Origin of the sequence: Halomonas sp. BDJS001 (assembly GCF_026104355.1) — a bacterium.
In the GTDB taxonomy this organism is placed as follows: domain Bacteria; phylum Pseudomonadota; class Gammaproteobacteria; order Pseudomonadales; family Halomonadaceae; genus Vreelandella.
On record NZ_CP110535.1, the window covers coordinates 2,852,976 to 2,867,134 of the forward strand.

The following is a 14,159-nucleotide window of genomic DNA, read 5'->3' on the forward strand; positions in this document are numbered from 1 at the left end:
CTCATTGGCATCAACGCCATTACCATGATCATTTAACGACGATCACTTTATGTACACGACGCTGCGTCGACGCTGCCCCATTAGTATGCCGACAGTGCGCGTTTACAGGAGAATACTATGTTGACACTCGGCCCCGATGACATCTTGCTAGGCCGCAACGCTGGCAACTGGCAAACCGCGCTGGACAGTGCCGCCGAGGCGCTGGTAGACGCCGGATTGGTTGAGGCCGAGTACCGCGACGGCCTACACGCCCGGGAGGCGCAATCATCCACATTCCTAGGCAACGCCATTGCAATCCCCCACGGTACGCCGGAAAGCCGCCAGTATGTAAAGCAAACGGGCGTGCGCGTGTTGCAGTTTCCCCACGGGGTCGAGTGGCACGACGGCCAGCAGGTGCATGTGCTGGTGACCATTGCCGCTCAAAACGATGAGCACCTGGATATTCTGCGCCAGCTCACCCATGTGCTGGATCGCGAAGGGGTTGCTGGGCAGTTGGCTAACGCCAGCTCTGCGGCTGATGTCGCTCGGCTACTTTCCAAGCCGGCATTGGAGCCGCGCCTGGATGCCGACACCCTGTGCGTCAACTTTCCCGCCCGCGACACACAAGAACTCGCCCTGGCGGCGGCTGCTCGGTTACGCCAAAGTGGCTGTGTCGATAACAGCTTTATTACCGCCGTTGCCGCAGAGCAGCCAACCTGGCTTGGCAAAGGCATTTGGCTGGCCAGCAGCGCCCAGGGCGTTAACCAACCCGCGCTTGGGGTCGCCACGCCAGCGGAACAAAGCCTTGAAAGCTCGGGCCATCCGGTGCATGCGCTGTTCTGCCTGGCCGCCCATGGCGATGCCCACCGCCCACTGCTAGAGCAACTGATGGCGGTGTTAGAGAATGGAGAAAGCCAACGGTTAGTGGGCAAAACCAGCGCCCAGCTGCTGGCCACTCTGGCGGGTGAAACCGCCAGCACCCAGACCCGCCGGGTTCGGGTGCTTAACCCCCACGGCCTGCACGCCCGCCCCGCAAAACAGCTGGTACAAGTTGCCCGTGCCCAGGCCATGCCGATCCTGGCACGATTGGAAGAAGGCAGCGCTACTCCGGTTTCCGCCGCCAGCCTGACCAAAGTGATCGGCCTGGGCGCCCGCCGCGGTCAATGGCTGGTGCTTTCAGCCGAGGGCGAGCAGGCAAGCGCAGCGCTAGAGGCCGTCGCTGATGCCGTCGAATCGGGGCTGGGAGAGAAAGTCATGCCCTTTGACGGCGGCTTTAATGGCGCGCAGCAAGCGACCAGCGCTCAACAAAGCGTCGAGCCCCTGGCAGCCGATACGCCCCACGCTGGGGTGGCCGCTTCACCGGGCTTGGCCATTGCGCCGGTGTTTGTTATTCGTCCGATGCAGTTCGACTACCCCGAGCATGCCAATGACGCTGAACACGAAATCAGCCGCTTAAACAGTGCGCTGGAAGAGGGCGCTGCCCAACTGGAAACATTGGTGCGTAAGGCACCCGGTGGTGAAGTCGCCGACATTCTCTCCATGCATGAAGAGATGCTTGACGACCCGGAGCTCCATCACGCGGCAGTTGATGCCATTCGTGAAGGACGCTCGGCGGAAGCAGGCTGGTGGGAAGCGATTGAAACCGCGGCCCACGCCCAGGAGATGCTCGCCGATCGCCTGCTCGCCGAACGCGCCGCCGACCTGCGTGACGTAGGTCGGCGGGTGCTGGGGGTACTCTGCGATGTGACGCTCCCCGAACCGCCGGATCACCCTTATATTTTGGTGATGGATGATATCGGCCCTTCCGATGTGGCCCGTCTGGACACTTCCCGGGTACGCGGCCTGCTCACCGTTCGCGGAGGCGCTACGGCGCACAGCGCTATTCTGGCCCGCGCCCTGGGCATTCCCGCCGTGGTGGGCGCCGGGCAAGCGGTGATGGCACTGCAAAACGGAAGCATGATGATTCTGGATGGCGAGCGTGGCCGTGTCACACCGCAGCCTTCAGAGGAGCGCCTGCAGCGCGCCGAGCAGCAGTTGCTCGACCTCCAGCAACGCGAAGCCGATGCCTGGGAGAGCCGCTTTGAAGTTGCCCAAACCCGCGACGGCCACCGTGTGGAAGTCGCCGCCAACCTGGGCAACACTGCCCACGCCGCTGATGCGGTGGAGCGCGGGGCTGAAGCCGTTGGTCTGCTGCGTACCGAATTCCTGTTTATGGCCCACGCCAGCGCCCCGGATTTAGCCACTCAGATCGGCGAGTATCGTCAGGCAATTGACGCACTCGATGGCCGCCCGCTGGTCGCGCGCACATTAGATGTCGGCGGTGATAAGCCACTGCCCTACTGGCCGGTACCCCAAGAAGACAACCCTTTCCTGGGGCTACGCGGTATTCGCTTAGCGCTGACACAACCCGAAGTGCTCGAGACCCAATTGCGCGCGCTGTTGATGGCAGGCAAAGACAGCCCTCTGCGTATCATGCTGCCGATGGTCAAAGATATCGCCGAATTCCGCGTAGTCAAAATCATCTACGACCGCCTACTCCAAGAGATCCCTGCTTCCCAGCGCGCCACCGATGTGCAGTTGGGGGTAATGATAGAAATACCCTCAAGCGCGCTGCTGGCGCCCAGCTTAGCTGCCGAGGTGGACTTCTTCTCGGTAGGCACCAACGATTTGACGCAGTACACCCTGGCGATTGACCGTGGCCACCCGGAACTCTCTGCCCAAGCCGATGGTTTGCACCCCGCAGTGCTGCGTTTGATTCAAATGACCGTGGCGGCTGCTCATACCCAGGGCAAATGGGTGGGCGTGTGCGGCGAGCTGGCCTCGGATGCCGCAGCCATTCCAGTGCTGGTCGGACTTGGTGTGGACGAACTTTCTGTTAGCGCACGACAGGTGCCGCTGGTCAAGGCCCGCCTGCGCGAATTTGATTTTGCGGATGCCCAGGCCAGCGCTCAGTTGGCGCTTTCCCAAGCGACCAGCAATGAAGTGCGCGATGCGCTGGAGGCGCGCTAATGGCCCGCGTGCTGTGCATTACTCTGAATCCGGCGCTGGATTTGGCGTTTAACCTCGATGCACTGGTGTTGGGCAGTGTCAACCGCCCCACCTGGGCGCAGTTAGAAGCGGCGGGCAAAGGCGTTAACGTTGCCCGCGTATTGGCGGGCCTTGGCCACGACGTCACTGTTAGCGGTTTTTTAGGTAGCGATAACGATGCTCCCTTTCAATTGGCCTTTGCCAAGCATGCCTTAGCCGATGCCTTTGTGCGCGTACCGGGGGAAACCCGCATTAACGCCAAAATTGCGGAACAGAGCGGCCGAGTTACCGATATTAACGGCCCCGGCATGCCCATTGACGCCAAGCATTTGCAGGCGCTGATCGACACGTTGGATGGCGAGCTTGCCAGCGCGATGCCACCGCAAGCCGTCGTCGTCGCGGGCAGCCTGCCCCCAGGGCTTTCCGTGGACGATTTTAGCGCGCTGTTAAGCCACTTAAACGCCAGCGGCGTGCCTTTGTGGGTGGACACCAGCGGCCCGGCACTCAATGCGGCCATAGCGGCCCACCCTGCAGGGGTGAAGCCCAATGAAAATGAACTGGCCGAGTGGGCGGGCGAAGACATGGCATCTTCCGATGCACGTTTGAAAGCTGCTAAGCGCTTGCATGAAAGCGGCATCGCCAATGCGCTGATTTCAGCGGGTGCCGAAGGGGTCTTGTGGGTTAACGCTCAAGGTGCCTGGCACGCCACACCTCCTAAGGTTACCGCGACGAATACCGTTTGCGCTGGCGATACCTTTGTTGCGGGTATGCTCCACGGCTTGCTTAACCAGCAAGACGCTGAACAGACGCTGCGCTTTGCTACCGCGCTCTCGGCCGAGGCCGTGCGCCACGTTGGCGTGGGCACCCCCCACGCTGCCGATTTCGATTCACTCCAACAACACACCCGGATACGGCGTCTTGACGACACCATCACCGAGGGAGCCACGCTATGAATATTATTCTGATTACCGCCTGCCCCAGCGGCATGGCGACCACCTTCCTCGCGGCCAAGCGCCTGGAACAAGCCGCCCAGCGCCAAGGCTGGTCGGCACATGTGGAAATGCACGGCGAAGTCGCGCCGCTCCAGGCCGCTACTGCCGAGCAGATTGCCAATGCCGATTTGATCGTGGTCGCCGCCGATCACGTGCCTGCCCCAGAGCGCTTTGAAGGTAAGCGGCTATTCCAAGCGCCGATTGCCAGTGCACTCCCCGACCCCAGCGCTTTTCTAGCCCAGGCTAAGCGTGAAGCGCCGATTTATAGCGCGCCTGCCGCCTCTAGCACATCTACCGCTGCAAGCAGCGCGGGTGGCAAGAAAATCGTTGCCGTCACCGCCTGCCCCACCGGCGTGGCGCATACGTTTATGGCCGCCGAAGCACTAGCAGAGGCAGGCAAAGCCATGGGCCATGCCATTCGCGTGGAAACCCAAGGCTCGGTGGGTGCACAAGATAAATTGACCGAAGACGAGATCGCCGACGCCGACGTGGTCGTGCTGGCCTGCGATATCGACGTTGACCCTACGCGGTTTGCCGGCAAGCGCATCTACCGCACCTCGACGGGCAACGCGCTGAAAAAGCCGCGCCCCACCCTTGAAGCTGCGCTCAGCGAGGCCGCCATAGAGAGTGGCAGCAGCAGTGCGGGCAGCGCTAATAAGAGCGTCAAAGAGAAAGGCATTTATAAGCACCTGCTCACCGGTGTTTCCTTTATGCTGCCGATGGTGGTGGCGGGCGGCCTGCTGATTGCACTCTCCTTTGTGTTCGGCATTGAAGCCTTTGAGCAGGAAGGCACCCTGGCCGCCGCGCTGATGCAGATCGGCGGCGGCACCGCCTTTGCGCTGATGATTCCCGTGCTGGCCGGCTACATCGCCTACTCCATCGCCGATCGCCCCGGCATCGCGCCGGGTATGATTGGCGGCATGCTGGCAGCCAATATCGGCTCCGGCTTTATCGGCGGTATTTTGGCCGGTTTCCTGGCGGGCTACGTGGCGCTGGCGGTGACACGCTACGTCAAACTGCCCTCTAGCGTTGAGTCACTCAAACCGATTCTGATTATTCCGCTGGTCGCTAGCTTGGTTACCGGCTTGACCATGATCTACGTGATTGGCGAACCCGTTGCGGCACTGCTTAGTGCCCTGACCAGCTTCCTGGAATCCATGGGCTCTACCAACGCGGTGCTATTAGGCATTCTGCTGGGCGCGATGATGTGCTTTGACCTGGGCGGCCCGGTCAACAAGGCCGCGTACACCTTTGGCGTGGGCTTGCTGGCCTCTGAAACCTACGGCCCTATGGCGGCGATTATGGCCGCGGGTATGGTGCCTGCCATTGGTATGGGGATTGCCAGCTTTGTCGCGCGCAACAAGTTCTCTGCGCCGGAACGCGAAGCAGGCAAAGCATCTTTTGTACTAGGCCTCTGCTTTATCAGTGAAGGCGCGATCCCCTTCGCGGCCAAAGACCCGCTGCGAGTCATTCCGGCTTGTATCGCTGGTGGGGCGCTAACCGGCGCGCTCTCTATGCTGGTGGGTGCCAAATTGATGGCGCCCCATGGTGGCATCTTCGTACTGCTGATTCCCAACGCCATTACCCCGGTACTGCTCTACCTTGGCGCGATTGTAGCTGGCTCGTTGGTGACGGGTTTAAGCTATGCGTTTATCAAGCGCGGCGCGGCACAAGTCGCCGTCGCTACTTAAGCTTTAAGCCATTAGTGAAGGGCAGGCGAACATGCCTGCTCTCTTAAATACGTCGCTTTACGCATTTAATCTCTGTTCACAGCACCTATACCCTCTACTCTTTGTCATTTTTTATGTAGTATTTTTACATAGCCTACTTTTTCGATTTTGATCACCTAATTCATCTATAACAAACGGATCGCCCTATGTTTCAGCTCACCCGTAGTGTTACCTGGCAGGCGCTTGACCGCCTGCGCGACAAAACCGCCAACGACCGCATTCGTGACTATTTCACCAATGACCCGCAGCGCTTTGAGAAAATGAGTTTACGGGTGGGTGGTCTGTTTCTTGACTACTCCAAGCACCACGTCTCCGATGAAGTGCTTACCAAGCTGATTGAGCTAGCCGACCACTCCGCCCTGGTACAGCGCCGGGCACAGATGTTCTCCGGGGATATTATCAACGTTACGGAAAACCGCCCGGTACTGCATACGGCTCTGCGTCACTTAGGCGATGAGCCAGTGTATGTAGATGGTGAAGACGTGATGCCAGAGATCACCCGCACTCGTGAGCAGATCAAGCTGTTCTCCGAGGCGGTGCGCAGCGGTGAATGGAAAGGCTACAGCGGCAAACGCATTAAAGACGTGGTCAATATCGGTATTGGCGGCTCGGATCTTGGCCCCAACATGGCGGTGCGCGCCCTGTTAAAATACCGCCACCCGGAGCTGCACTTCCACTTCGTTTCCAACGTGGACGGCACCCATATACAGAAAGTGCTTTCGCGCCTAGACCCTGCCACTACGCTGTTTATCGTTTCCACTAAGACCTTCTCTACCCAAGAGACGCTGCTCAACGCTAAAACTGCGCGGCGCTGGTTTCTGGAGAATGCCGGGGAAGACGCCGACGTGGGCGCACACTTTATTGCTGCATCGACCAACCGCAAAGCGGCCATGGAGTTCGGCATTCGTGAAGAAAACGTTTTCGAGTTCTGGGCCTGGGTGGGCGGGCGCTACTCCATGTGGTCGTCCATCGGGCTGCCGATTGCGCTTTCGATCGGTTTCGAAGGCTTTATCGAGCTGCTGGAAGGCGCTCATGAGATGGATAACCATTTCATTAACGCGCCCTTCTCGCAAAACATGCCGGTGCTGATGGCGCTGATTGGTATTTGGTACATCAACTTTATTGGTGCCGAAACTCAAGCCATCGTGCCCTACGACCAGGCGCTGAACCAACTGCCCTCTTTCCTGCAGCAGCTGGATATGGAGTCTAACGGCAAATCGGTGGATATTTTCGGCCACCCGGTGAACTATAAAACCGGCCCGATTGTGTGGGGCCAAACCGGCTCCAACGGCCAGCACGCCTTCTTCCAGTTGCTGCATCAGGGCACCCGCTACGTACCCATCGACTTTATCGCCTCGCTCAAGCCCGAGCCTGGCGTGGAAGACCACCACTTCGCCCTGCTGACCAATATGCTCGCCCAAGCCAACGCCTTTATGGAAGGCAGCCAGGGAGACAGCAAAGAGCTCAGCCAGCACGACCCCTACAGCTGCCCCGGCAACCGCCCTTCCAGCACCCTGCTACTGGACGAGCTAACGCCGAAAAATCTGGGGGCACTAATCGCGCTCTATGAGCACAAGGTGTTTGTCCAAGGCGTCATCTGGAACATCAACTCCTTTGACCAGTGGGGTGTGCAGCTTGGCAAGCGCATCGCCGGTGAAATCAGCGAACGCATCGACACCAACGCCGCCGATTTCGACGCCTCCACTCAAGGCCTGCTGGAACTGGTGCGCGCCCACTTCCCCAATGGCAGCAGCGGCGAGAAAGAGAGCGCCTCAGGGAGTGCCGATAAGAAGCCTGTCAAGAAGAAGCGTTAGGCTAGGTCGGTAAACGGTAGAAAAACGAACGCCTTGGTTTGAGAGAACCAAGGCGCTTTTTATTATGTGCACCATTCCACTTATTAACCAATTGGCAAGTCGAACTTAAAATTTTTGATGATTTTCGGCTCTAGGCAGCTGCGTAGAAACGCATTCATAGGCGCCATATCATTCGATGAGTAAAAATCCATCATCAAGGTATTGAACTCTTGCTGGCGCTTGGCCGGCACATTAATAATCGGGAATCCATATGCCAGCAAAATGCCGTTCATCATAAATCGGCCGGTGCGCTTATTAACGTCCCAAAAGAATTGTGCCCTAGCCATCTGAAGAAAAGCAGTGATGGCTTGATCGTAACTATCCTCTTCTCTCTCTACCTGCCGCTGAACCTCTTGCCATCTAGCATCAAGCTCGTCAGGCGCGGGCGGCTCATAGTCAGAACCTGCGATCGTTACATAACCAGAACGAAATTTGCCCCACTCCAAGGCCTCTTCCTTGCCTGCAATGGCATGGATGTCTAGGGCGGTGTGCTTATCAAAGCGAAATTGGCCTTTATCGACTAGCGTGAATATATGCTCCCAAGCTTTTGCCTGGTTGATCGCCATATTCTGATCACTGATTTTATGGCCGCCAACGGTTATACCCTCCAGGATCGTCTGAACCTCCGGCAGCGTCATAGCTACCCCTTCCAGGTTCACCGCGTCGTATACCAAAGCAGGCACATCCCGCACCGCCAGTTGCCTAGCCAAGCGAACATTAGGCTTCATGTTCCACTGTTTATCATGTGCTGTTGCCATGGGGCCGTGTCTCTTATTCAGTCAACTAAGTCAGTATATCGCTAGAAGTGAATGGTTAGATCATTGGATGTCCCAACACATAATGTGTTGAGGCCCCGCGGCCCCACCCAGGTACTGCTCACCTGTCTTATGAAAGCCCGCCTTTTGGTAACAGGTGTATGCCGCTGGGTTCTTGGCGTTCACCGTCAGGTAGATTCGGGGGTAATTCGCATAGTTTTCTTTTAGGTAGGGAAACAGCGCTTTTACCGCCAACGTTCCAAACCCTCTACCCTGCTGCTTGGCGTCAATAAGAAACGTGCGTAAGCCTATGCTGCCTGCCGTACAAAAATCATAGCTCTCAGCGTAGGCTATATCGATTTTAAAGCATCCAATCACTTGGTCATCGTGCTTAATCACATGCAGGTGCGTCGCCTCGTTTTTATCAGCGAGAAACTCCTTAGCGGTGCCCACAAACTTCACCTGATCATCGTGCACTGCGATACTGCGCACCTCGGTGATTTCCGATACATTAAGTTTTTCCAGCTTGATCATCTAGTGTTCGCAGCTATTGTAAGTAATGTGACACCTTTCAATGTAAGTCACCGCTATCAAGACTCTTCAGTATACATATATCTAATACGTCTGGGCTTTCTCTCTTTACCGTTTCCTACCATAAAAGTGGTTAAACATCATATTGAAGTCTCCTCCGGAATCAGCGCCAGCAGATCGGTGACGCCAATATCTACACCGGCTTGGGAGAATAAAGTAGATGCCTGCCCCCGGTGGTGAGTTTGGTGATTGAAGAAATGAACGATCAGGCTTGAGTAGCGCCGTTTTGAGGCCACTCCTTTTGTATTGTGATAACTCAGCGTGGTACTCAAATCGTCGTCTGTCAGCGCCGCTACCCAGTTAATAATCACGGTATCTAGCCATTGGCGATGCGCTTTCAACCCCTCCAAGTCATCAAAGAGAGACTGATCAAGGCGCTTTGGCGCAGGTAGTGCCACCATTACCTCAAGTGTTCTTGCGGAAGAGGAGGCATGTGTGGCAAACCGTTTGAGCCAAATAGTGTCAGCTACCGCGATGTGATTCAGTGTGCCAAAAATCGAGCCGAAGAAGGCGCCACGCTCTTCAGTCAGTTCAGAGGCGCCCAGCTTACCGGCGGCATCATAGAGTTTAGCGTTCATCCACTGGTTATAAGTGGCCAACTGTTCGAAGTGTAGTTGAAGTGTCATGCGTTAAGACCTTTCCTTATCAAAAGCAGCATCCATTTAGAACGTTGGAATCTGGGCGAAGAGCAGTATTACCGCCCGCCTGCCACATCAATAAATGATCCCGTTACATAAGAAGCTTCGTCCGACAGCAGCCAAGCGATGGTATTAGCCACTTCTTCAGCGCTACCGCCACGCTGCATAGGAATTTGGGGAGCTAAACGATCAACCCGCCCAGGTTCTCCACTATCGGCATGCATATCAGTGTAGATAAAACCGGGACGAACGGCGTTAACACGAATCCCCGAACCCGCCACTTCACGTGACAACCCCTTGGTTAAGGTGTCCATGGCACCTTTTGATGCAGCGTAGTCAACATATTCGAAGGGCGAGCCTGTTTGTGAGGCAAGCGATGAGACATTAACGATGGCACTACCTGTAGGAAAGCGCCTGGCGGCTTCTCTGGAGCAAAGAAAACAGCTGACCACGTTGCTATTAAGCACTTGGTTGAAGCGCTCAAGGTCGATGTCCACCAGCTTGGATTGAGTAAACAGTATCCCTGCATTATTAACCAAATGCGTCACCTCGCCAAAGCGCTCCTCTGCTGCATCAAACAGGCGGATCACGTCAGCTTCACTGCTAACATCCGCTTGATGGGCAAACGCTCGGCCACCATTACGTACAATGGTATCAACCACGCTATTCGCGCGATCCCTGTTCGCAAGATAGTTGACGCACACTGCATAGCCTTTAGTCGCCAGCAGTTTTGCAGTCGCAGCGCCTATACCCCGGCTTCCTCCCGTCACGATAACCACTTTCGTCATGATGTCTCCTCGCTGGTGCTGTGTTCACAAACCCATTTATCAGATTAACCCCGTCATAGGGACTTGGGTAGCTTCATCGGAGCCACCTGCCGTCTTCCATAATTTACGGGCTATTGCTTTCTTGCCTTTTCACAACTACTGTATATAAAACCACCCAAGGAGGTGAACAGATGGCATCTCTTGGCTCGCCTTTTCAGTCAGCTACCTATAAAGGTCGCGGGGCAACCTACGACCCGCACAATCGCTTTTCGCCTACCCACAGCGAGGCAGAAGACGACGGCTGGTGGCGAGAGGAAACGTCAACATCCATTGCCACCGAAATACGCGAAGAGGTAAGCAAAAGCGCGCTCTCCTGGAACAAATCACCGGATTTACCTTTTGACCGCTCGCTGAATCCCTATCGCGGCTGTGAGCACGGTTGCGTTTACTGCTACGCCCGTCCCTCTCACGCCTACTGGGATTTATCGCCAGGGCTGGATTTTGAAACCAAGTTGATTGCCCGCAGCGGTTTAGTGGAGCGGTTAACCGAAGAGCTTTGCAACCCCAACTACGTCTGCCGTCCTATTAACCTATCCGGCAACACCGACTGCTATCAGCCGTTAGAAGCCACCTACCAAACCACCCGCCGCCTACTTGAATTGCTGCTGGAGTGCCGCCATCCGGTAACGCTGGTAACTAAAAGCACCTTAGTGCTGCGCGATTTAGAACTCCTGGCGGAAATGGCCGAGCACCGACTGGTACGCGTATTTGTCAGCTTGACCAGCCTGGATGCCAACTTGAAACGCACATTAGAGCCACGGGCGGCATCGCCTCAAGCACGCTTGCGAGCAATTCGTGAACTGAATACCGCGGGCATTCCCGTGGGTACGCTAATTTCACCGGTGATTCCGGGGCTAACTGATCATGAAATCGAAAAGCTTTTGGAAGCCGCCAGCCGCGCAGGGGCGCGCACCGCCACATGGATGCTGCTGCGCTTACCCTATGAAGTGGCGCCGCTATTTGAAGCCTGGTTAGAAGCCCACTACCCAGAGCGGGCGGCTAAAGTGATGAGCCTAATGCGCCAGTGCCGGGGTGGTAAGGCGTACGATGCCAAGTTTGGTAAACGCTTTCGCGGTGAAGGGGTATTTGCCGATTTAATCGCCCAGCGCTTTGCACGCGCCAGCCGCCAGTGGAAGTTGCAGGGTCGCACCGAGCAGGGCTTGAATACCCAGGATTTTCGCCCGCCACGAGCGCAACAGGATTTATTCATTTAAGCTAAGCGGCAGATGCATACATTAGCTGCGAAGGAAGCCAAATGCCCGCGCTTAGCAAAACGAAATCGAGTTTTTACCGCCGTTTATACGTCGCCCATTTGATCGAACAAGGTGTCGCCAGCGTGCCTGCGTTAATTGAGGCCACCGGTATGCCCCGGCGCACCGCCCAGGATACGATCGCTTCCCTGGCAGAGTTGGATATCGAGTGTGTCTTTAGCAAAGATGACGGCGAGCGACACAACATTGGCCGCTACCAGATACGTAATTGGGGCGCGATTGATCCTCGCTGGGTGACCACACACGCCAAACGGCTAAAGCAGGCGCTAGGCTATTCGTAATAAGAGCGATTTAATCCGACCATTTAAGTATCATCGCCTGACTCTGCCCAGGCCAGCCGTGCAGCATTAAGGGTAACCGTCAGCGAGCTTGCTGCCATGGCGAGCACCGCGATTAGCGGGGGTATTGCCATCACGACCACCAAACCGAGCGCCAGAGTATTATAGAGCGCCGAAAAGAACAGGTTTTGAGCCATGATGCGCCGGGTGCGTTGGGCAATGCCAAGCAGTTTCACTACTCCGCCAATTCCTGGCGCCATAAGCTGGGCAGCAGCCCCCTCCCGGGCGGCCTCGCTGGCACTCAGTGGCGCGATACCCACATCTGCTGCGGCCAGGCTCAAGGTATCGTTTAAGCCATCCCCCACGTAAAGCGTTGGCGATGGTAGCCCCTGCAATAAACGCGCTTTGGCTTCCGGCGAGCGCTGGCCATAACAAGCTTCACGGGGAAGCCCCACGCGCTCGCCTAACCAACTCACCGCGCCCTGCCGGTCACCGCTAATCATCGCCACCAGATACCCTGACGCTAACAGATGTTTCACGCTGGGCTCGGCGTCGCCCACCGGTTGATCAGTGAGATAGAGCGTGGCGAGCCAACCCGCCCCATCGGCTATCACCACTTGAGAAGCAAAGGCCAATGCTGTGTCCTCCGCTTGATCAGGCAGCTCAATGCCCTGGCTAGCCAACCAATGGGCACTGCCTACCATCAGCCATTCGCCGCTACTTAACTGCACGCGGCGCCCTTTCCCAGGCGCTTCGTTGACCTCTATGAACTGTTCAGGTGGCCGATCGCCTGGGTGACTCGCCCAGCGAGCGAGCGCCTGTGCTAAGGGGTGTTCGCTGCCCGCAACGGCGGCGCTGAACTTGCGTTGTAACATATGTTCATCAACACCCTCACGCGCTTGCCAGTGAAGCACTGCGTGGCTACCGGTGGTCAGGGTACCGGTTTTATCCAGTGCGACCGAGCGAATACATGCCAGGGTTTCAAACGCGGCGGGGTCGCGCAGTGCAATCCCTTGCTGCATAGCCTGACCGCTCCCTGCCAGGCTTGCCAGCGGTACTGCAAGCCCGACGGCGCAGGGGCATGCCATAACTAAGACGGAAAGCGCGCGCACTAAGGCATCCTCCCAACCCAACCCGAATAACAGCGCTGTGGGCAGTGTCAGTAACGCGAGCCCTAGTGCTAGCGGGCTTAGCCAAGCGGCAAAACGATCAGCGAGCTTCTGCAGTTTACCTTTTTTGGCCTGATAGCGGCGCATTTCATCACACAGCCGATCCAACCGCCGCTGGCCTACCCCTGCACTGACCTGCATAACAATAGGCGTGGTACCCAGATAACGGCAGCCCGCGTATATCGTCTGCCCTGCTTGAAAATGTCGCGGCACGCTTTCTCCAGTCAGTGAGGCGGTGTCGATCCAGCCGGGCTCTTCAAGGGAGCCGTCGAGAGCCACCATCGCACCGGGCGCTAGCTCAACGCGCATTCCCGTGTTCACGTCATCTACGGGCAGCGATATCCAGGCTTCCTCTTGCCAAGCAGTGATCTTCACGTCCGGCAGCGTCAGGGCATCCAATGCTTTTAACCCCCGATGGCGACACAGCGTTTCCACCAGCCGCCCAACGAGTAAAAGCACGATCAGCATTACCGCCGTATCAAAGTAGACCTCTGCAGAGCCGCGCCATAGCAGCCATACCGACACTGTCACCGCGCCAATAACACCAAGGCTGACAAGCACATCCATACCGGGGCGCTTGGCGTGCAGCGTGCGCCACCCAGCCCGGTAAAACGGCACGCCAGCAAACAGCACAACGGGCAGTGAAAACGCCCCTGAAACCCAAGCGACTACCTGCTCAACCTGCTCGCTTGGCAGCGCACCGGCATAGATCAGTAGGGAAGCCAGCATCGTCCACATGCCGAACAACGAGCCGACCATTAGTCTAAGCGTTAAGTAGCGGCTCTCCTCTTCTAAACGCGCATGGGCGTCCGCCACCGGCTCAAGCTCCGTCAGTCGGTAGCCCAGACGTTTAACCTTTGCAGCGAGATTCGAGAGCTGGGTAGCGGCAGACGTGCCGCTGATGCAAAGCGTTGCGCTTGGGTAGTGCACGCTAACCTCATGCACCCCTTCAAGCCGCTTCAGCGAGCCCTCCACGGCTAGGGCGCAACTGGTGCACCACATACCGTGGAGGGTATAGAGCTTTTCCGCGTTGGCGCCAGCCATGCCAC

11 protein-coding genes are annotated in these 14,159 nt (G+C 57.1%); 6 read left to right on the forward strand and 5 right to left on the reverse strand.

All coding sequences use genetic code 11. From position 1 onward, the window contains the following. The first annotated feature begins 117 nt into the window (after positions 1 to 117). The 4 genes from ptsP to pgi all read left to right on the forward strand — a co-directional run bounded on the left by ptsP (position 118) and on the right by pgi (position 7,542). Positions 118 to 2,988 carry a phosphoenolpyruvate--protein phosphotransferase gene (gene ptsP, locus OM794_RS13250; RefSeq protein ID WP_226250994.1) on the forward strand — a complete coding sequence of 957 codons (2,871 nt, stop codon included), beginning with the start codon at positions 118 to 120 and terminating at the stop codon, positions 2,986 to 2,988. Continuing rightward, positions 2,988 to 3,959 (forward strand): 1-phosphofructokinase, encoded by a 972-nt coding sequence (gene pfkB, locus OM794_RS13255; RefSeq protein WP_226250993.1) that lies wholly within the window; start codon positions 2,988 to 2,990, stop codon positions 3,957 to 3,959. The genes ptsP and pfkB overlap by 1 nt, the downstream gene beginning before the upstream one ends. Then, complete coding sequence (locus OM794_RS13260; RefSeq protein WP_226250992.1) at positions 3,956 to 5,689, forward strand: PTS fructose-like transporter subunit IIB; 1,734 nt, start codon at positions 3,956 to 3,958, stop codon at positions 5,687 to 5,689. Before pfkB ends, OM794_RS13260 begins: the two co-directional genes overlap by 4 nt. 185 nt (positions 5,690 to 5,874) lie before the next feature. Next, positions 5,875 to 7,542 (forward strand): glucose-6-phosphate isomerase, encoded by a 1,668-nt coding sequence (gene pgi / locus OM794_RS13265; protein ID WP_226250991.1) that lies wholly within the window; start codon positions 5,875 to 5,877, stop codon positions 7,540 to 7,542. Positions 7,543 to 7,625: 83 nt separating this feature from the next. Here pgi and OM794_RS13270 read toward each other — a convergent pair whose 3' ends face one another. The 4 genes from OM794_RS13270 to OM794_RS13285 all read right to left on the reverse strand — a co-directional run bounded on the left by OM794_RS13270 (position 7,626) and on the right by OM794_RS13285 (position 10,353). Further along, positions 7,626 to 8,339: a Fic family protein gene (locus OM794_RS13270; protein ID WP_226250990.1), complete on the reverse strand. Its 714-nt coding sequence runs from the start codon at positions 8,337 to 8,339 to the stop codon at positions 7,626 to 7,628. A 60-nt stretch (positions 8,340 to 8,399) separates the two neighbouring features. After that, positions 8,400 to 8,870, reverse strand: coding sequence for a GNAT family N-acetyltransferase (locus tag OM794_RS13275; RefSeq protein WP_226250989.1), 471 nt, complete (start codon positions 8,868 to 8,870; stop codon positions 8,400 to 8,402). Between the two features lie 137 nt (positions 8,871 to 9,007). Next, positions 9,008 to 9,553 (reverse strand): DinB family protein, encoded by a 546-nt coding sequence (locus OM794_RS13280; RefSeq protein ID WP_226250988.1) that lies wholly within the window; start codon positions 9,551 to 9,553, stop codon positions 9,008 to 9,010. A gap of 68 nt (positions 9,554 to 9,621) precedes the next feature. Continuing rightward, entirely contained in the window at positions 9,622 to 10,353 is a 732-nt protein-coding gene (locus tag OM794_RS13285) for an SDR family oxidoreductase (protein ID WP_226250987.1), read from the reverse strand. A gap of 170 nt (positions 10,354 to 10,523) precedes the next feature. On the opposite strand from OM794_RS13285, the gene OM794_RS13290 reads away from it, so the two are divergent. Both OM794_RS13290 and OM794_RS13295 read left to right on the forward strand, forming a co-directional pair. Then, on the forward strand, positions 10,524 to 11,606 hold the full coding sequence (locus OM794_RS13290) for a PA0069 family radical SAM protein (RefSeq protein ID WP_226250986.1): 1,083 nt from the start codon (positions 10,524 to 10,526) through the stop codon (positions 11,604 to 11,606). A gap of 41 nt (positions 11,607 to 11,647) precedes the next feature. Beyond that, entirely contained in the window at positions 11,648 to 11,944 is a 297-nt protein-coding gene (locus tag OM794_RS13295; RefSeq protein WP_226250985.1) for a winged helix-turn-helix domain-containing protein, read from the forward strand. Between the two features lie 23 nt (positions 11,945 to 11,967). Here the strand turns inward: OM794_RS13295 and OM794_RS13300 are convergent, their stop codons facing one another. After that, entirely contained in the window at positions 11,968 to 14,154 is a 2,187-nt protein-coding gene (locus tag OM794_RS13300; RefSeq protein ID WP_226250984.1) for a heavy metal translocating P-type ATPase, read from the reverse strand. Positions 14,155 to 14,159 lie beyond the last annotated feature (5 nt).